This window comes from Enterococcus sp. AZ120, from assembly GCF_050546165.1.
GTDB lineage: Bacteria > Bacillota > Bacilli > Lactobacillales > Enterococcaceae > Enterococcus > Enterococcus faecalis.
This window is the reverse complement of sequence record NZ_CP172950.1, coordinates 135381-154894: the sequence shown is the minus strand read 5'-3', so window position 1 is coordinate 154894 and position 19514 is coordinate 135381. Positions and strand designations below refer to the sequence as shown.

General features: G+C 40.5%; 19 protein-coding genes. 2 read left to right on the top strand and 17 right to left on the bottom strand.

The features are described 5' to 3' along the window. Window positions 1-37 precede the first annotated feature (37 nt). Genes IGJ46_RS00670 through IGJ46_RS00660 form a run of 3 tightly spaced genes read right to left on the bottom strand, consistent with a single transcriptional unit; the run spans window position 38 to window position 2852 of the window. Window positions 38-1042, bottom strand: coding sequence for a FecCD family ABC transporter permease (locus tag IGJ46_RS00670; RefSeq protein ID WP_033592552.1), 1005 nt, complete (start codon window positions 1040-1042; stop codon window positions 38-40). Next, window positions 1039-2049 carry a FecCD family ABC transporter permease gene (locus tag IGJ46_RS00665; protein ID WP_002367634.1) on the bottom strand — a complete coding sequence of 337 codons (1011 nt, stop codon included), beginning with the start codon at window positions 2047-2049 and terminating at the stop codon, window positions 1039-1041. The genes IGJ46_RS00670 and IGJ46_RS00665 overlap by 4 nt, the downstream gene beginning before the upstream one ends. Beyond that, the gene (locus IGJ46_RS00660) at window positions 2046-2852 is read right to left on the bottom strand and encodes an ABC transporter ATP-binding protein (RefSeq protein ID WP_002356183.1); all 807 of its coding nucleotides are present in this window, start codon (window positions 2850-2852) and stop codon (window positions 2046-2048) included. The genes IGJ46_RS00665 and IGJ46_RS00660 overlap by 4 nt, the downstream gene beginning before the upstream one ends. A 230-nt stretch (window positions 2853-3082) precedes the next feature. Between IGJ46_RS00660 and IGJ46_RS00655 the strand changes: the two genes are divergently transcribed. Then, entirely contained in the window at window positions 3083-4021 is a 939-nt protein-coding gene (locus tag IGJ46_RS00655) for an iron-hydroxamate ABC transporter substrate-binding protein (protein WP_002361532.1), read from the top strand. Between the two features lie 38 nt (window positions 4022-4059). Here the strand turns inward: IGJ46_RS00655 and deoD are convergent, their stop codons facing one another. The 13 genes from deoD to IGJ46_RS00590 form a co-directional block, all read right to left on the bottom strand. Next, the gene (deoD, locus tag IGJ46_RS00650; protein ID WP_002359338.1) at window positions 4060-4767 is read right to left on the bottom strand and encodes a purine-nucleoside phosphorylase; all 708 of its coding nucleotides are present in this window, start codon (window positions 4765-4767) and stop codon (window positions 4060-4062) included. Between the two features lie 17 nt (window positions 4768-4784). Then, on the bottom strand, window positions 4785-5603 hold the full coding sequence (locus IGJ46_RS00645; RefSeq protein WP_002356180.1) for a purine-nucleoside phosphorylase: 819 nt from the start codon (window positions 5601-5603) through the stop codon (window positions 4785-4787). A 16-nt stretch (window positions 5604-5619) separates the two neighbouring features. After that, a complete protein-coding gene (deoB, locus tag IGJ46_RS00640) occupies window positions 5620-6786 on the bottom strand; it encodes a phosphopentomutase (protein WP_002378712.1) in 1167 nt (388 codons plus the stop codon). A gap of 301 nt (window positions 6787-7087) precedes the next feature. After that, window positions 7088-7681 carry a TMEM175 family protein gene (locus IGJ46_RS00635; protein ID WP_002361531.1) on the bottom strand — a complete coding sequence of 198 codons (594 nt, stop codon included), beginning with the start codon at window positions 7679-7681 and terminating at the stop codon, window positions 7088-7090. Between the two features lie 274 nt (window positions 7682-7955). Then, window positions 7956-8909, bottom strand: coding sequence for an ABC transporter permease (locus IGJ46_RS00630; RefSeq protein WP_002356172.1), 954 nt, complete (start codon window positions 8907-8909; stop codon window positions 7956-7958). Continuing rightward, the gene (locus tag IGJ46_RS00625) at window positions 8909-10042 is read right to left on the bottom strand and encodes an ABC transporter permease (protein ID WP_002356171.1); all 1134 of its coding nucleotides are present in this window, start codon (window positions 10040-10042) and stop codon (window positions 8909-8911) included. Before IGJ46_RS00625 ends, IGJ46_RS00630 begins: the two co-directional genes overlap by 1 nt. Beyond that, entirely contained in the window at window positions 10035-11603 is a 1569-nt protein-coding gene (locus IGJ46_RS00620; protein WP_002381361.1) for an ABC transporter ATP-binding protein, read from the bottom strand. The genes IGJ46_RS00625 and IGJ46_RS00620 overlap by 8 nt, the downstream gene beginning before the upstream one ends. Before the next feature lie 205 nt (window positions 11604-11808). Continuing rightward, window positions 11809-12894 (bottom strand): BMP family lipoprotein, encoded by a 1086-nt coding sequence (locus tag IGJ46_RS00615; RefSeq protein ID WP_002356169.1) that lies wholly within the window; start codon window positions 12892-12894, stop codon window positions 11809-11811. Between the two features lie 53 nt (window positions 12895-12947). Then, window positions 12948-14021, bottom strand: a complete 1074-nt coding sequence (locus IGJ46_RS00610; RefSeq protein WP_002356168.1) for a BMP family lipoprotein — start codon at window positions 14019-14021, stop codon at window positions 12948-12950. Window positions 14022-14116: 95 nt separating this feature from the next. Next, complete coding sequence (locus IGJ46_RS00605) at window positions 14117-14581, bottom strand: cytidine deaminase (protein WP_002387503.1); 465 nt, start codon at window positions 14579-14581, stop codon at window positions 14117-14119. Then, window positions 14550-15212 carry a deoxyribose-phosphate aldolase gene (gene deoC / locus IGJ46_RS00600; RefSeq protein ID WP_033626835.1) on the bottom strand — a complete coding sequence of 221 codons (663 nt, stop codon included), beginning with the start codon at window positions 15210-15212 and terminating at the stop codon, window positions 14550-14552. The genes IGJ46_RS00605 and deoC overlap by 32 nt, the downstream gene beginning before the upstream one ends. A gap of 27 nt (window positions 15213-15239) precedes the next feature. Further along, window positions 15240-16541, bottom strand: coding sequence for a pyrimidine-nucleoside phosphorylase (locus IGJ46_RS00595; RefSeq protein WP_010818121.1), 1302 nt, complete (start codon window positions 16539-16541; stop codon window positions 15240-15242). 140 nt (window positions 16542-16681) lie between these two features. Beyond that, the gene (locus IGJ46_RS00590) at window positions 16682-17689 is read right to left on the bottom strand and encodes a substrate-binding domain-containing protein (protein ID WP_218391367.1); all 1008 of its coding nucleotides are present in this window, start codon (window positions 17687-17689) and stop codon (window positions 16682-16684) included. Window positions 17690-17830: 141 nt separating this feature from the next. On the opposite strand from IGJ46_RS00590, the gene add reads away from it, so the two are divergent. Further along, window positions 17831-18862, top strand: a complete 1032-nt coding sequence (gene add / locus IGJ46_RS00585) for an adenosine deaminase (RefSeq protein ID WP_002356163.1) — start codon at window positions 17831-17833, stop codon at window positions 18860-18862. Between the two features lie 32 nt (window positions 18863-18894). Here add and IGJ46_RS00580 read toward each other — a convergent pair whose 3' ends face one another. Next, complete coding sequence (locus IGJ46_RS00580; RefSeq protein ID WP_002356162.1) at window positions 18895-19503, bottom strand: class I SAM-dependent methyltransferase; 609 nt, start codon at window positions 19501-19503, stop codon at window positions 18895-18897. Between the last annotated feature and the right edge of the window lie 11 nt (window positions 19504-19514).

Sequence of the window (19514 nt, the reverse complement as noted above, 5' to 3'; positions counted from 1 at the left end):
TTCACAACGACCGATTGACCCAGCTTTTGATTCTTTTTTATAACGAATCGCTTGTTTTGATTAACAAATAAAGAAAATAAGGCGCACCGATGATCGCAACAATAATCCCTGCAGGCATTTCTCCATTGCCAGGCAATAGCCGACCAATCGTATCACTAACCAATAAAAGTAAACTCCCAAACAACGCCGCCAATGGCAATACCTGTTTTTGTTGCGTAAAACCACATTTGCGAGCAATATGTGGCGCAAGTAAACCTAAAAAATTAATTCCCCCTGTAACGGAAATCGCTGATGCCGCCAACATCACCGCTAACAGCAACGAAACGATTCGTTCTTTTTTCACAGCAATACCTACAGAAATAGCTGTTTCGTCCCCCAATTGTAAAATATCCAACAGACGATGACGCTTCATCGCAAAAAAGAACCCGATGACTAGCCAAGGCAACAAAGCGCCCACAAAGAACCAATTACTGCCCCAGATACTGCCTGCTTGCCACATTGTAACAAAACGGTACTTTTCAGTGTCAATTTTTGATGTAATTAATAAGGTGAGTGCTGAAATACCCGTACTCAAAATGACACCCGCTAAGACCATTCGAACTGGCGTCAATCCTAAACGATGATGATACGCGATTACTAAAATCCCAACAGCCGCTAGCAAGCCGCCAACTAAGGCCACGAGTGGAAGTGCAAACGTTGTGATACTTGTCGTCTCAACAAAACTAATAAACAAAATCACTGCCAAACCCGCACCCGCATTAATGCCTAAAATCCCAGTATCTGCCAACGGATTCCGAGTAATCCCTTGAAGAATAGCGCCGCTTAAGCCTAAAGCTGCGCCCGCCAGGACCGCAAGCACAATCCGTGGTAACCGAAAATCCCAAACTAACAGTTGTTTGGCCTGACTTCCCTGTCCCAAAAGAAGGGCTTTTAAATCCATGAAGGAAACAGATAATTCCCCTTGCGTTAAACTGATACAAGCAGTTAGGATAATCCCAATTATTAAGATAGCCACCCAACGGGACACTTTTTTCTGTGTCATCCTAGTTGCCCTCCTTTACGAAATAAATAAAGAAAGAATGGGATGCCAATTAAGGCCGTGATAATCCCAAATGGTGTTTCAAAAGGCGGATTCACCATTCGAGCGATTAAATCTGCCACCAAAACGAGGAGCGCACCGCCTAACGCCGAGAACGGAATCAAGCGACGGTAATTTTCTCCAGAAACTGTTCGCATCACATGAGGCACCACCAAACCAACAAAACTGACCGAGCCAACCAGCGCCACAGACAATCCTGATAAAAGCAAAATCGTTATACTGGCAAACAACCGAATACGCTGCGGATTTCGCCCCAAACCAATTGTTGCATCATCGCCAAACCGTAAAATAGTCACCGACGGACTAATCAGAATTGCTAATGCAAATGCGCCCAGAAAGATCGGGACGACTATTTTTAATTGTGCCCAAGAAATAACGCTGACACCGCCAAGAAACCAAAACGTTAACTCTTGACTCAAATTGAACTGAATGGCTAAGAATTGACTAAATGATAAAAAAAGGGCACTAATACCAGCTCCCACTAAGGTCAGACGCATGGGGCTTGCTCCTCGAATTGAATGATTAGAAAGATAATAAATCAGTGCCACACTCACGCCGGCACCAAGAAAAGAAACAACTAAAAGCCACCAATAACTTGCCTGAGGGAGGAAAGCAAAAACAAGCGCTAAGCCCAAGCCAGCCCCAGCATTGATACCCAGCAAGCCAGAATCTGCCAATGGGTTTTGCGTAATCCCTTGCGCTAACGCCCCACTCACCGCTAAACTTGCCCCCACAAAAGCGGCCCCTAAAATCCGCGGCAACCGAACCGTTTGGATGACTTGATGCGCTTGATTGGTCGCATCGAAGTGCGTAAATGATTCAATAATCGTTTGAATCGAAACCGACGTCGCACCAAACATCAATGACAGAAGCATTGTCCCCAGTAGCAAAAAAAGACAGACAAGCAACACTTGCCATTGGTGTCTATAAAATCCGCTTATGCCTTTCATCCATCCAGCTCCATTTCCATCAACTCATAAGAAAGCACTAGTGGCCGCTGTGTCTGACTATGATAACTAATTTCTGCTTGAATAGCGAAAACATCTGCTAAGCCAGTAACAGTAATCACTTCTTGCGGTGTTCCCTCATTGATAATCTTTCCCTCTTTCATCGCAATCACGCGATCAGAAAAACGAGAAGCTAAATTAATATCATGAATCGTCATCACGATGGTTTTCTGATGTTCTTGATTAATTCGTTTTAACACATTTAAAATTTCTAGCTGATGCGCTGGATCCAAATAGGTGGTCGGTTCATCTAAAATTAAAATATCTGTATCCTGCACTAGCGCCATAGCAATCCAAACCCGTTGACGTTGTCCACCTGATAAAATTGCCACAGACTCTCTAGCTAACTCAGTTAAGCCTGTTAATTCTAATGCCCATTGTATGTACTCTTGATCTTCTGTGGTGACACTTTTCCAGCCCGATTGATAAGGATATCGCCCGAAAGAGACGAGGTCAAAAACAGATAAATCGATTGTATTTTCTGGCGTTTGTGATAAAATCGCTAGTTCTTGCGCCACTTCTTTTGAAGAAAAATGTTGAAGTTCTTGGTTCTTAATGAACACCTTGCCTTTCTCAGCTGGCAAAATACGCGCAAGTGTTTTTAACAAGGTCGATTTGCCACAACCATTTGGTCCAATAATACTTGTAATAGTTCCCGCTTCAAATGAACAGTTCAGCGCTTCACTAATCACTTGACGACCATATCCTGTAGTTAAGTCCTCTGCCTCTAAATAATTCATAACCATTCCTCTTTAATTTTTCTGTCGTTATTTTACATTTATTGAGAATCGTTCTCACTCATTGTTCCTTGATTATAAAAGACCCTTCCTTAAAAAGCAATGTTTCTTCCAATCAAAAAAACGAATTATCTAAAAAATGCAACTTATTTGCTCAAAAAAGCAAGCGATGATTGACAAACGGTCGTTTTTAACTGATAATGAGAATCGTTATCAACTAAAAATAAAGGAGTTACACAATGAAACTTTTAAAAAAGACGGTCCTAATTGGTACAACCCTTCTTCTTGGTTCATTCTTACTCGCAGCTTGTGGTAATACGAATAAAGAAGCCAACAACGCTGACAAAACACATGAAGTAACAGATACCTTAGGCAATAAAGTAACCGTCCCCGCGAAACCCAAACGGATTATTGCGAGTTATTTAGAAGATTATCTAGTTGCATTAGGAGAAAAACCAGTGGCACAATGGACAGTTGGACAAGGCAGTATTCAAGATTATTTAGCGAAAGAATTGAAAGATGTCCCCACTATTTCCTATGACTTGCCATATGAAGCGGTTCTAAAATTTGAACCTGACTTATTATTAATCAGTTCATCTGCTCTAGTTGAAGGCGGTAAATACAAAGAATACAGTAAAATTGCGCCAACTTATGTAGTCAAAAACGGCGAAAATGTCACCTGGCGTGATCAATTGGAAGATATTGCCACTGTTTTAGATAAAAAAGAACAAGCGAAAAAAGTGTTAGAAGATTATGATACCTTAACCAAAGGCGTCCAAGAAGACCTTGGCAAAAAAGATGCTGGCAAATCTGCGGCAGTCTTATGGGTAACCAACAACCAAGTCTTTATGGTTAGCGATAATCGCTCAAGCGGAACCGTGCTCTATCAGGACTTAGGCCTCCAAGTTCCAAAATTAGTGGAAGAAATTTCTAAAAACGCTACTGCGGATTGGAATCAAGTTTCTTTAGAAAAATTAGCTGAGCTTGACGCAGACCACATTTTCCTTGTAAACAGCGATGAATCAGCACCTCTTTTCCAAGAAGCAATTTGGAAGAACTTACCTGCTGTGAAAAATAACCAAGTTCATACCTATGATAAAAAAAGTAGTTGGTTATACAACGGACCTATTGCGAATACTCAAATTGTTGAAGATGTAAAAAAAGCGCTCTTAAATTAAAAAAATGCTTGGATGATTGTTTTCATCCAAGCATTTTTTTAATTAGCAATTGCCGTTTCTAAACCAACTTCAATCATTTCATTAAACGTCGTTTGGCGTTCTTCTGCCGTTGTTTCTTCGCCTGTCACCAAGCTATCACTCACCGTCATAATCGCCAATGCTTCTACATCAAATTTTGCTGCTAAATAATATAACATTGCCGCTTCCATTTCAATCGCTAATACCCCGTATCGACCTAAACGAAAGACATCATCTAAGCTATCTTTGTAAAAAACATCATCTGACAATACGTTACCAACATGGGTAGTAAAGCCTTTTGCTTTAGCAATTTCGTAAGATTTGAGTAAAAGATCAAAGCTCGCAATTTGTGGAAAATCATATTTAGGAAAATCATTGCGAATCGCGGAAGAAGGCGTCGCTGCTGCTTGTGCGATAACTAATTCACGAACGTTGACTTTTTCTGAAATAGAACCACACGTACCAACACGAATTAACTTCTTCACATCGTAAGAGTTAATTAACTCATGGGCATAAATACCTGCTGAAGGCATCCCCATCCCTGTTCCTTGAACCGAAACACGCTGTCCCTTATACGTTCCTGTGTAACCTAACATCCCACGAACTTGATTATAGCAGACAGGATTCTCTAAAAAAGTTTCCGCAATATATTTTGCTCGGAGGGGATCCCCTGGTAGTAAAATTTTATCGGCAATTTCACCTGGTTTTGCTTCGATATGCACACTCATTCTGGTTTACTCCTTTTTTATAAAGCTGCTAGTGTTGCTTTCACTAACTCTTTGAATTGTCCTTTAACGCGTTCAGTTGTTTCAACTACTTCTGCATGATTTAAGCTACTTTGCATACCAGCTGCTAAATTCGTAATACAAGAGATGCCTAGTACTTTCATGCCACTATGCACAGCTACAATGACCTCCGAAACAGTTGACATGCCAACTGCATCCGCACCCATCGTCCGTGACATCCGAATTTCTGCAGGCGTTTCATATGTCGGGCCAGAAAAGCCCATATACACGCCTTCTTTTAAATCAATATTTTGTTCCGCAGCCACTTTTTTTGCCACTTCCCGATATTCTTGCGTGTAAGCATGACTCATATCTGGAAAACGCGGCCCGATTTCTTCATCATTTTCACCAATTAACGGATTATCGCCTGTAAAATTAATGTGGTCATTGATTAACATCAAATTTCCCGGTGTATATGTTTCATTTACGCCACCAGCTGCGTTGGTTACAATCATTGAATGAATGCCTAAAGCAGCCATCACACGAACGGGATAAGTGACCGTTTGCATCGAATGTCCTTCATAATAATGAAAACGTCCTTGCATCGCCAAAACTTTTTTTCCAGAAAGCGTTCCGTAAACTAATTGTCCAGCATGTCCAACGACTGTTGAAACAGAAAAATGGGGAATTTCAGAGAAAGGAATAGCAATCGCATCGGTTATTTCATTAGCTAATTCACCTAACCCAGAACCTAAGATTAGACCGAAGTCTGCTTGTTGCACCCCTTTTTCTTTCAAAAACTCAGTTGTTTCGTTTAAATGGTTCGTTAACGTTGTCATGTGTTGCCTCCTCGAATTATTGTAATTGATTTAAAAAGCTTTGACCGTTTTCCGTTGCAGGAACTTCAAAGTTTTCAGCAATCGTTGCTGAAATATCTGAATAAAATCCTTGTGGCAAGCTGCCTTGTTTTGTCATTTTTTTACTATAAGCCAATAAAGGCACATATTCACGTGTGTGGTCTGTTCCTGGGAAAGTTGGGTCATTCCCGTGATCTGCTGTAATTAAAAGCAAATCATCTTCGGCCATAGCTGCCATAATCTCTGGCAAACGACCATCAAAATCTTCGATGGCTTTTGCATAGCCCTTCACATCACGACGGTGGCCATACAGCGCATCGAAATCCACTAAGTTAGTAAAACTTAAACCTGTGAAATCTTTGTTCATGACCGTTAATAATTGATCCACCCCATCCATATTGCTCTTCGTGCGGATAGCTTCAGTAATTCCTTGTCCATTAAAGATGTCGTTAATTTTCCCAACAGCGATCACATCATTGCCGTTTTCTTTCAACGAATCTAAAACAGTATGGCCAAAAGGATCTAGAGCATAGTCATGACGGTTACTGGTTCGAGTGAAATTACCTGGTTCACCAACATACGGGCGAGCGATAATCCGACCAATCATATAAGGTTCGTCTTTCGTAATGTCACGAACATATTGACAAATTTTATACAATTCTTCTAATGGAATAATGTCTTCATGCGCCGCAATTTGTAAAACAGGGTCCGCTGAAGTATAAACGATTAAATCCCCTGTTTTCATTTGATGTTCGCCGTAATCATCAATGACTGCTGTCCCGCTATATGGTTTGTTACAAACAACTTTTCGCCCAGAAAAATCTTCAATTTGTTTCAGTAATTCTTCAGGAAAGCCGTTTGGGAATACCCGAAAAGGTTTTTTGATGTTCAAGCCCATAATTTCCCAGTGACCGGTCATAGTATCTTTTCCAACAGAAATTTCTTCTAATTTGGTGGCATAGCCATCGTGGTCTGCCTCTGCTTTGACACCTGTTAAAGGAGCAATAGTTCCCAATCCAAGTTTTTCTAAATGAGGAATGGTTAGTCCCGCTTCTTTGGCAATATGACCTAGTGTATCACTGCCGACATCTCCAAATTTTTCAGCATCTGGTGCTTCACCAATACCGACTGAATCTAGTACGATTAAATGAACACGTTTAAACACACTTGCTTCCTCCTCTAAGGTCGTAAATACGTCAAGAATGACAATTATTTTACGCTAGCCTTTTAAATAGTCTCGAGAATCAAACAGAATAATCTATTTATTCTCAGCTCTTCAATTATACCATGAATCCGCTATTATTGCCTGAAAGAGCATTAAAATTTTCACTGATTCCTTCGATTTTAGCAGGGCTTAACAACTGAAAGAAAAAAAGTCTCCCACCGTAATTAGGAAACTTTTTTATTGTTTTTTTCGAATAGCCTGCTCCTTAAAAAGAACACTACTCTTTATACAATCGAAACTTTTAACACTCCAAGCGATCTCCCTCTTTTGGCACATTTAAATACCAGATAACCGCTTCTGATAAAATCACACCAATGCCAATGGGCGGATAAAAATAAATGCCGATATATCCGATTGCGAAAAGACAAAGATGAATGATTTTTGTTGTCTTACTATAAGATTTCGATTTTCTTAACTTAGCTGCACCTTGTGGATCTTTCACTACATTGTCTTCATAAATGATCCTTGTTAGCAAGAAGTAGGCAAAATCCCAAACCGTATACACAACAAGATAAAAATAAACGGGTGCCCGCATCCACCAAAATTCACTCACCCAAGCAGTTGCTACCGGAATGAAGGCCATGGAGAATAACCAAAAATTATTTGCCCAAAACGCTTTTTTAGAAAACCAATGAGTTACGGACATTATGTAATGATGATTGTACCATGCGATACAGATAAAAATAAAACTGACAATAAACGATAAAAAATATGGGATATTTTCTATCAAACCTGCCAAAACACCCACTTGAGGGGTTTTAATTTCTAAAATCATGATGGTCATGATGATGGCAATGACTGCATCACTAAATGCTTCTACGCGTGTTTTATTCATTGAACGTCCTCCACTTTTCCTATGCTTATTACAAACAAAAGTATAGCAGAAAAACCAACGATTTTTGAAAAAAAGCTGCTAGACCTGTTGGTTTTTTTCAAAATTTCGACACTTCCTTCGAATTGTAAAAAACAGCCAAAGGAAAAAAGTTAAGTCTCCTTTATCAACTAGCTTTTTTGCAGTGAAGCAGTGCCTAAGGCCGCTTGTGTTCAACTGATTATCCTAAGAAAAGAAATGGCCCCCCGTCGCTTTGACGGAGGGCCCATTTCTTTTCTTATTTCGTTTTGACGTAATTTTTCCCGTTCGCTTTTGGTCCCGATGATTTTCCGAAGAACACAACTAGGACTAAAATGGTCAATACGTATGGTGCTGCTTGTAGATAAACTTTTGGAATTTCTGAAATAATTGGTAAGTTTTCCCCAGCAATACTTAAGTTTTGTGCAAAACCAAAGAATAAGGCTGCGCCCATTGCCCCAAGTGGATTCCATTTACCAAAGATCATTGCGGCCATTGAAATAAACCCTTGTCCTGCAATTGTGGTAATCCCGAAACGACCCGCAATACTTTGAGCAAAGACAGCTCCGCCCATACCGCCTAAGAAGCCGGATAACAAGACGCCAGAATAACGCATTAAGTAGACATTAATTCCCAATGTATCTGCCGCTTGTGGATGTTCCCCCACAGAACGTAACCGTAAGCCAAAACGTGTTTTATAAATGACAAACCAAGCTAAAATCGCAATCAAAATTGCTACGAAAGCTGGTAAAGAGGTTTTTGCAAAGAATAGTTCACCAATCACTGGAATTTTTGACAATCCTGGGAAAGAAAAATAGCCAAATGATTGTGTAATCATATCTGTTTGTCCTTTTTGATAAATAACTTTTACTAGGAAAACCCCTAGCGCCGGTGCCATCAAGTTAATGACAGTACCACTGATAATATGATCTGCTCGTAAGTTAATAGTTGCAACGGCATGTAAGAGAGAAAAGACAATCCCGACAACGCCTCCTACTAAACAAGCAATCCATGGTGTCGCCGCGCCAAATGTATCAGCAAACGTCAAGTTAAAAACGACCGAACTGAAAGCGCCCATTACCATAATACCTTCCAAACCAACGTTAACCACACCACTTCGTTCTGAGAACGTTCCGCCTAATGCTGTCAAGATGAGCGGAGTTGCATACACTAATGTTTGCGTGATGATTGAGGAAATTGTTGCTAAATCCATTAGATGTCTCCCCCCTCTTGATTGTTTTTGTCTGGCGCCGCTTCAATTGTTTCTACAATCGCTACTTCTTTTTTACTACCAGACGCTTTTGCTAACAAGAAACGAATTAAATAACTAATTCCCACAAAGAAAATAATTGCTGCAATAACAACATCAACTAATTCGGTTGGTACACCAGCTATCAACGGCATTCCTTGTCCACCAAGTTTTAACATTCCAAACAGTAATGCGGAAAGTAAAATCCCAATTGAGCTACCTGCTCCTAATAGAGACACGGCCATACCATCGAACCCAATGCTCAACGATGTGTTTTGAATAAAGAAGTTTTGGAAAGTCCCCAATCCTTGGACCGCACCGCCTAAACCAGCCAGCGTTCCTGAAATCATCATGGATAAAATAATCGTTCGCTTGCTGCTCATTCCAGCATATTCAGAAGCAAATGGGTTTAACCCCACCGACCGAATTTCAAAACCAAGCGTTGTTTTTTTCATCAAGAACCACACAAGAATAAGGAAAATGAAGGCCAAGAAAATGCCGATGTTCAAACGAGAGCCATCACTGATACTTGTTAAAAACGGTGAGCGTAATGATGCATTCGCACCAATCATTTTGGTGATCCCTTTGTTCGCCATAATACTTGGTTTCATGACATTATTAGCAATATGATTTCCTGTGTACAATAAAATATAATTCAACATAATCGTAACAATAACTTCACTCGTCCCAAAATAGGCACGCAAGAAACCTGGAATGGCTGCTGCTAAAGCTCCTGCAACTGCGCCAACAATAATCGCCACCGGCAACGCAATCATCCGGGGTGCATCAGGCATGGATAAAGCGACCCAAATACTAGCCACCCAACCACATAAGGCTTGTCCTGAAAGCCCGATATTAAAGAATCCAGCCGAATTTGCCACCGAGAATCCTAAAGCGGTAAAAATCAACGGAGCTGCGGTGACAAAAATCTCACCAATACTTTTCTTTCCTTGGAAAGCTGTTTCAAACATCGCTTGATACCCAGCCACTGGGTCATAGCCAAAGATAACCATAATAATTGCCCCTAAGAGGAAACCCATAATAACAGATAACACAGGGACTAAAATATTTCTTATTTTTTCAGAACGATTATTCAACAGTTTCACCTGCCTCTACTTTTGATAACTCAGCACGGGCTTCTTCCAATGAGTAGCCAGCCATTAACAAGCCCAATTCATTTTCTGTCGTTTCTTTCGGATCAACAATTCCGACAATTTCCCCCGCATGAATAACAGCGATACGATCAGAAACATTTAAAATTTCGTCTAATTCAAAACTTACTAATAAAACAGCTTTATTTTTATCTCTTTGTTCAATTAGTCGACGATGAATGTATTCAATAGCTCCGACATCTAAACCGCGTGTTGGTTGAGAAACAATCAACAAATCTGGATCGCGGTCAACTTCTCGGGCAATAATTGCTTTTTGCTGATTCCCACCTGAAAGCGCCCGAGCTGGTACTAGTTCATTAGGAGTCCGTACATCATATTCTTCAATTAATTCACGGGCGTGTTTGTTAATCATTCGATAGTTTAAAATACCTGTTGAACTGTATGGTTTTTGGTAATACGTTTGTAGGCCAATATTTTCAGCCAATGTCATCTCTAATACCAAGCCATATTTATGTCGGTCTTCAGGAACGTGGGCGACACCCATTTCCGTAATTTCCCGAGGTTTGCGATTAGTAATCTCTTTTTCATTCAAATGAATGGACCCGTTTTCGACTTTGGTTAATCCTGCTAAGGCTTGGATTAATTCTGTTTGTCCATTGCCATCAATCCCCGCAATCCCAACAACTTCCCCTGCTCGGACATCTAAGCTAAGATTTTTCACTGCATCTAAGCCGCGGCTTTCTTTCACTACTAAATCTTTAATTGATAAAATTGTTTCTTTCGGTTGCGCTGGTTTTTTCTCTGTTTTGAAGGAAACAGAACGACCCACCATCATATCGGCTAACTGTTGCGAAGAAACGTCTTTCACATTGACGGTGCCAATACTTTGCCCCCGGCGAATAACCGTACAACGGTCTGCTACTTTTTTAATTTCATCTAACTTATGTGTAATTAAAATGATCGATTTGCCTTCATCGGTTAGTTCTTTCAAAATAATCATTAATTCATCAATTTCTTGTGGCGTTAATACTGCGGTTGGTTCGTCAAAAATTAAAACGTTCGCACCACGATATAAGGTCTTTAAAATTTCAACCCGTTGTTGCATACCTACAGAAATATCGCGAATATAGGCATTGGGATTTACATCCAACCCGTATTGCTTAGACACTTCTTCAATCTCTTTTTTCGCTTTTTTCCGGTCTAAAATACCGCCATGGGTAGGTTCACTACCTAAGATAATATTTTCAGTCACAGTAAAGGCTTCAACTAACATAAAATGCTGATGGACCATTCCGATTCCTAAACGATTGGCTGCAGTAGGACTTGTAATGTTGACTTTTTCGCCATTCATATAAATCTCACCTGAGGTCGGTTCCAATAGCCCTGATAAGATATTCATCAAGGTCGACTTGCCTGCACCATTTTCACCTAGCAGTGCGTGGATTTCACCAGGTTTTACTTGTAAATCAATTTGGTCGTTGGCTTTGAACGTCCCAAATTCTTTGGTGATTTTACGCATCTCAATTACGTTTTCTTCTTGAGACAAGGTCTATTCACTTCCTAACAAAATTATATTGGCAATACTTTAGAGGGTAATTTTGACCCTTAACTAAGTAGTTGAAGAACCTCAACTATTTAGTTAAAAATCCAAACATCATAAAGGGTTCCCTTGGCAGCCGTCGCTGCCAAGGACCACTTTATTTTTAGAAGGAACAATAATGAGCCCTTCTTTTTTCATTTAGGAGCTTAAATTATTCTGGTTTTTCTGGGACTTTTACGTCACCTGAGATTACTTTATCTTTTGCTGTTTTAACAGCTTCTTTTGTTTTGTCGTTTAAATAGCCGTCTGTTAAGTCAACGCCACCATCTTTTAATCCATAAACTAAATGTTCGCCACCAGGGAATTTGTCTTCTAACGCACGGTTGGCAATATCTTGAACCGCTGTGCCGACACCTTTAAGCGTTGAAGTTAACGTGAAGTTGTCTTCTTTGCCGTCTTTTGTTTTGTACTTGCCATCAGCATCTTGATCGCGGTCAACGCCGATTACCCAAACTTTGTCGCCAGAACCTGATTCATTCAAGTCTTTTGCTTCTTGGAAGACTCCTTGTCCAGTCGCACCAGAAGCATGGAAGATGATATCAACGCCGTTTTGGTACATTGCAGCAGCTAAAGCTTTCCCTTTGGCAGGATCAGCAAATGAAGCCGCATATTTTGTATCAACAGTAATTTCTTTACCTAATTCTTTCGCAGCATCAGCCACACCTTTTTCAAAACCAGCTTGGAAACGGTCAATTACGACCCCTTCTTCACCACCAACAAAACCGACTTTGTTCGTTTTTGTTTCGTTTGCAGCAGCAACACCGGCTAAGTAAGCTGCTTCATTATCTCTAAATGTTGCAGAAACGACATTCTTTTTGCCATCGATTTGATCATCGATTAAAACAAAGTTTGTATCAGGGTTGGCATCTGCTGCAGAAGAAATTGCATCTTTTAGCAAGTAGCCAATACCAAAGATTGTGTTGAATTTACTTGATACCGCTTGGTCAATATTTGTTGTATAGTCAGCTGCATCATTCGATTGAATATATGCATACCCTTTTGAACCTTCTGGTAAATCATGTTCTTTACCCCAAGCTTGCAATCCTTCCCAAGAAGATTGGTTGAACGACTTGTCATCCACGCCGCCTGTATCTGTAATGATTACAGCACTATGCGCTGCATCCCCTTTGCCACCGCCGCTTTCAGCGGTTTTTCCTTTGCCACCACCACATGCTGCAAGTGAAACTGATAAACCTAATGCAATCAAACTAAAACCGAATAATTTTGCTTTTTTCATTTCTGTAAAGCCTCCTAAAAATAGTTTAATGTATTTAAACAACTAAGTTGTTTCTAAGGTTGGTCTGGGACTTTTACGTCACCAGAGATGATTTGTTCTTTGGCTTCTTTAACTGCCGTTTTGGCTTGATCGCTTAAGGCTTCTGTTGTTAAATCAACACCGCCATCTTTCAATCCATAAGTTAAATGTTCACCGCCAGGGAATTTATCTTCTAATGCAAGATCAGAGATTTTTTTCACAGCAATATTTACACCTTTAATGGTTGAAGCTAACGTTAAGTTATCATCCTTGCCATCTTTGGTTGTATATTTACCGTCTTCGTTTTGGTCACGGTCAACACCAATCACCCAAACTTTATCTTTTGAACCTGTTTCATTTAGCGCTTTGGCTTCTTGGAAGATTCCTTGTCCTGTAGTCGCCGCTGCGTGATAAATAATGTCGGCACCTGCTTGATACATAGAAGAAGCTAAGGCCCGTCCTTTTGAAGCGTCTGCAAATGTCCCTGCATAAGTAGACGTAATTTGAATATCTTTGCCTAATTTTTTGCCAGCGTCTGCTACACCTTTTTCAAAACCAGCTTGGAAACGGCCAATAACAGGTCCTTCAACCCCGCCAATAAATCCTACTTTGTTGGTTTTCGTAGTGTTAGCTGCTGCCACACCTGCTAAATACGCAGATTCATTATCTCTAAATGTTGCAGAAGCGACGTTGTTTTTCCCATTAACTGTATCGTCGATTAGAACGAAATTCGTTTCTGGGTTGGCGTCTGCTGCATCTACTACTGCATTTTTTAGTAAATAGCCAATGCCAAAAATCGTTTTAAATTGACTTGAAATGGCTTGGTCAATGTTTGATGTATAATCAGATGCTTCATTTGATTGAATATACGCATACCCTTGAGGTCCTTCTGGAAGTTTGTGCTCTTTGCCCCACTCTTGCATTCCTTCCCACGCAGATTGGTTAAAAGATTTGTCATCAATGCCGGCTGTATCTGTGACCATTACGACACTATGTTGTGGATCACCTTTTGTGTTGGCGTTCTTTTTGCTATTGCCGCCACATGCAGCTAACCCAATGGTTAAGGCAACTGCTGCCAATCCTAGACCTAAAAATTTTGCTTGTTTCACTTTCCGAAAAGCCCCCTACTATTTTATCTATTATTTCATTCGCATTTATGCTATTGAAATCTACTTTGAGCCCAACGAAACCTTATGTCCTTTTTTTAAAAATCTTTATCTGTAAATGAATAGGGCAATAATGCCTCAACTGTCATTGTTTTAGTCGCGCCATCTTTACCAACTAGCGTGACCGGCATTTGTGGATCAAAGAATTCAGCCATTACTTGACGACAAGCGCCACATGGAGAAATGGGTGCCTCTGTATTACCTGCTACAACTAAATGTTGGAAGGTCCGTTCATCTTCTGAAATGGCTTTAAAAATCGCCGTTCTTTCTGCACAATTTGTTAAACCAAAGGAGGCATTTTCAATGTTGACTCCTTGATACATTTTCCCGTCTGCAGTCACTAAGCAAGCGCCCACAGGAAAATTAGAATACGGTACATAGGCGTGTGCCAATGCTTCTACGGCACAATCAAGCCATTCTTGTTTTACTGTCATCTTTTTCGCCACACCTTCGTTTAATTTGAAATACGAATTAATACCCTTCGCCAGTTGCGCCAGAAACAATTGCTACACCCGTACTTGCACCGATGCGTGTTGCCCCAGCTTCAATCATTGCTAACGCTTCTTCTGCATTATGCACGCCACCAGAAGCCTTAACGCCCATGTCAGGACCAACTGTCTCACGCATTAAACGAATGTCTGCTACTTTAGCGCCGCCTGTTGAGAAGCCAGTAGATGTTTTAACGAAATCGGCACCTGCTTCTTTGGCTAATTCACAAGCTTTAACTTTTTCTTCGTCTGTTAATAATGCTGTTTCAATAATCACTTTGACTAACGCTTTTCCTTTGGCTGCATCTACTACGCCTTGAATGTCTTGACGTACGTGATCGTATTGTTGTGATTTTAATGCACCAATATTAATCACCATATCCACTTCATTCGCACCATTTTTAATCGCATCAGCTGCTTCGTATGCTTTAACTTCTGGTGTATTTGCCCCCAAAGGAAAGCCAATAACGGTACAGACAGCGACGTCGGTATTTGCTAATTGCTCGCTAGCGAAAGCGACCCAACAAGGATTGATACATACAGAGAAAAAGTTGTACTCCTTAGCTTCGTCAATAATTTTTTGGACAGCGGCTTCTGTCGCTTCTGGTTTCAAAATAGTGTGGTCAATCATGCGGTTTAATTCCATGATGAGAATTCCTCTTTTCTTATTGTTTTATTCCGTAATAATATCGTGAATCAAAATAGGCTCTTCGCCGGTTGATCCAATTTCAATGTTTTTATAAAGCAATTGTTCGACTTCTGTCACGTCTTCACGATTGGCATAAATAGTTAGTAATGATTCGCCTTTTTCAACTGGGCTCCCTACTTTTTTGTGAAGTTTCAAGCCAACTGCAAAATCAATCGTATCTTCTTTCGTAGCCCGACCAGCGCCCAGCAACATTGCGGCAACGCCAATTTCATTGGCAACGATTTTTTGTACCACGCCTGTTTCTTTGGCAGGTAAATCAAATTGATAAGTTGCGGTTAATAATTTTTCTGGCTGGTCAACAACGGAACTGTCGCCGCCTTGATTTTCAATCATTTCTTTAAATTTTGCGAGCGCTCGACCGCTTGTTAATGCTTCTTCTAATAAAGCCCGTGCTTCGTCTAACGTCTCGGCTTTTTTAGCTAAAACAACCATCTGACTTCCTAAGACATAGCACATCTCCACTAAATCTTCTGGCCCATTTCCTTGCAAGGTCTCGATTGCTTCAACGATTTCTAAACTATTTCCGATGGCCTCCCCTAAAGGTTGTGACATGTCTGAAATTACTGCCATCGTTTGGCGATTTGCCAGTTTCCCAATGCGAACCATTGTTTCCGCTAATCGACGAGCACTTGCTAGGTCTTTCATAAAGGCCCCTTCACCAGTAGTCACGTCTAAGACAATCGCATCTGCCCCTGCGGCAATTTTTTTACTCATAATGGAACTTGCAATTAATGGAATTGAGTCAACAGTGGCGGTCACATCACGTAACGCATAAAGTTTTTTGTCTGCTGGTGCTAGATCACCTGACTGACCAATCACTGCCACTTTTGTATCGTTCACCAATTGAATAAAACGTTCTTCTGTCAATTCAACTTTAAAACCAGGAATCGCTTCTAATTTATCCAACGTACCGCCCGTGTAGCCTAAGCCACGACCAGACATTTTTGCTACATTGACCCCGACACTAGCAACTAATGGCGCTAAAATAAGCGTCGTAGTGTCGCCTACGCCACCTGTAGAATGCTTGTCGACTTTGATTCCTTCTATAGAAGAAAGATCCACAATTTCGCCTGAATGGACCATTGCTAACGTCATTTGTGTAATTTCTTCGTCTGTCATATCTTGGTAAAAAACAGCCATTAAAAAGGCACTTACCTGATAATCTGGAATTGAACCATCTGTGTATCCGTTGATAATAAATTGAATTTCTTCGCTTGTTAGTTGATGCCCGTCACGTTTCTTTTCAATAATGTCTACCATTCTCATGAATTCGTTCCCTCCGATTTCCCGATAATGTATTATACAACAAAATCGTTCAGCTTTAAACCATTTAGTAAACCAGTTTACTATTATTTTTTTCTTGTGAAAACGCAAACAACACGAACGTTCTATTTCTAAGCTGTTTTTTAAATCGGTTTTGTGCTTTTTCTAGCAATAAACGTCGCATCAAAAACTTTATTCGGAACTTTCCCTGTTGGATCTGCAATAGCTTCCACCAAAAATTTTGCTGCATAATAGCCAATATCAAAACTCGGCTGATAGACGGTTGTTAAACTCGGCACCAAATATTCGGAAATTTCCAAGCCATCAAAACCAACCACCGAAATATCGGCAGGAATTTTCTTGCCCGCTTCTTCAATGGCTTGATAAGCTCCCATCGCCATTTCATCATTGCCACAAAAAATTGCTGTGATTTCTTCATTTTTCAAAACTTCTTTCGCCGCAGCATAGCCGCCATGCAAGTTCAATTCCCCAGCACAAACATAATGCGGACGAAAAGGTAAATTATTGTCCTGTAACGCATGCTGATACGCCGTCACTCGTTCCGTCAAACGATAATAGCCGGCACTTTCACGCAACATGCCAATATGCTGATGCCCTTGTTGAATCAAATGATGGACCGCTTGATAAGCACCTTCGTACTCTTTAACGATTAATCGTCCACTATCTCGTGGATTAATCCCACGATCGACAAGAATGACAGGAATCGGATGTTCTCGTCGGTCTTTTAAAATATGATTTTCTGGCAAAACATTCGGCGTGGCAAAAATAATGCCATCCACCGACCGATGAATCAACTCGCTAACATATTGCATCGCTTGCTCGGAATCATGCTTTGAATTGCATAACAAAATCATGTAGCCTAACGAATTTAAATATGTTTCTACACCTTCAATCACTTTTGAGAAAAAGAAATCCGTCACATCTGGCACAATCATACCAATGGTTTTGGAATGACGGTTGATTACATTCGAAGCAAAGTAATCTGGTTTGTAATGATTTTCAGCGACTACCGCCAACACCTTGTTGCGGGTTTTTTCACTGAAACGACTCCCTTTATTATTCAGAATTTGTGAGACGGTTGTGACAGAAACACCAGCCATATCAGCAATTTCTTTAATCGTTAGTTTCATCGCGCCCCTCCCAACGTCTCCTTTTGCATTGACAGACATTTGTAGACGTGTTACAGTCTTCAAAATACTTATCGAATCTTTTACATTTTAACAAAAAAAAGACAAAAGAAATAGACTAAAAAGATTAAAAAACAAAAGAAAATGGAGGCTATTTTTTTCATGGAAGAATCCCGTGTCCGTCAATTACCAAAAATCGAGCTGCACTGTCACTTAGATGGGTCGATTCGACCAACCACTTTACGCACCATTGCTGAAAAACAAAACATTCCATTACCCCAAGACGAACAAGCCTTGAAAGAGTTAGTGGTTGCCCCTGAAAAATGCACCGATTTGAATGATTATTTAACTCGGTTTGACTTTGTGCTAACCTGTCTACAAACGGCCGAAGCTTTGCAAGCAGCGGCGTATGACGTGATTAGCCAAGCTGCCGAAGATGGCGTGGCTTACATAGAGGTGCGTTTTGCGCCTTCGCAACATACAGAAAAAGGCTTACGGTTACCTGAAATCGTGACTGCTGTTTTAACTGGCTTAAAACAAGGCGAAGAAGATTTTGGTGTAAAAAGCAATGCACTGTTATGCGGCATGCGACATGACCAACAACAAGCCATAGAAAAAATCGTTCACTTAGCGCATGATTTCAGAGAAACAGGCGTTGTCGGATTTGATTTAGCTGGCAATGAAGTCGATTTTCCTCCATACACATTTGAAGACGTATTAGCTTTAGCCAACCAATTGTCAATTCCATTAACACTCCACGCTGGGGAATGCGGCTGTGGCAAAAATGTCGCTGATGCTGTCACTTTAGGTGCTACTCGGATTGGTCACGGTATTGCTTTGAAAGATACACCCGAATACTTGGCGCTCTTAAAAGAAAAAAAGGTTCTTTTAGAAATGTGTCCAACTAGCAACTTCCAAACAGGCACCGTCAAAACATTGGCTGAATACCCTTTTCAACAATTTATAGAGGCTGGCTTAGCCGTCTGCATCAATACCGATAATCGCACTGTTTCAGATACTACGTTAACGAAAGAATTCATGAAATTGGCCACTTGGTATCAATTAAGTTATGACGAAATGAAGCAACTCACTAAAAATGCGCTTGCAGGTGCTTTTTTATCGCCAGACGAAAAAAAACTGTTGAACCAAAAAATTGATCAAGCATATCTATTCTAAAAAAGAACCTCCACTAAAGTGGAGGTTCTTTTTTACTCTGCTTCTTTAACACTTCGTAAAATATAATAGCCTTTGTCTTTTGTCACAATTTCAACATTGCCAAATACTTCAGCCATTTTCTTCTCTGCACTAGGTGCACCTTGTTTCTTTTGAATAACTACCGTTAGTGTGCCACCAACTTTCAACAACGGAAAAGCCCCTGTTAAAATGCCATGGACAACTTTTTTGCCTGCACGAATGGGCGGATTGCTAACAATCGCCGCGTAGGTCGTTTCGTTTAAGGTTTCATACACATTGGAAGAATGGATATCCACAGTAGTAATTTGGTTACGTTGGGCGTTCATTTGAGCTAGCCCAACCGCCCGTTGGTTGACATCCACCATTTCCACCAGTCGACCAGTCGCCGCTGCTAAGGACAACCCAATTGGTCCATAGCCACAACCAACATCTAACAAACGGCCTGCTGGTAAATTTTCCCATTCAAAGGCATCAATCAACACACGAGAACCATAATCCACTGTTCCTCTTGAGAAGACCCCGCTATCGGTCGTAAACTGAAAGGTCCGACCACGTAATGGAAAAGACCAGCTTTCTAAATCATGTGCTAATTCTGGATTTTCTGTATAATAATGATTCGCCATTTTGTTCTTCC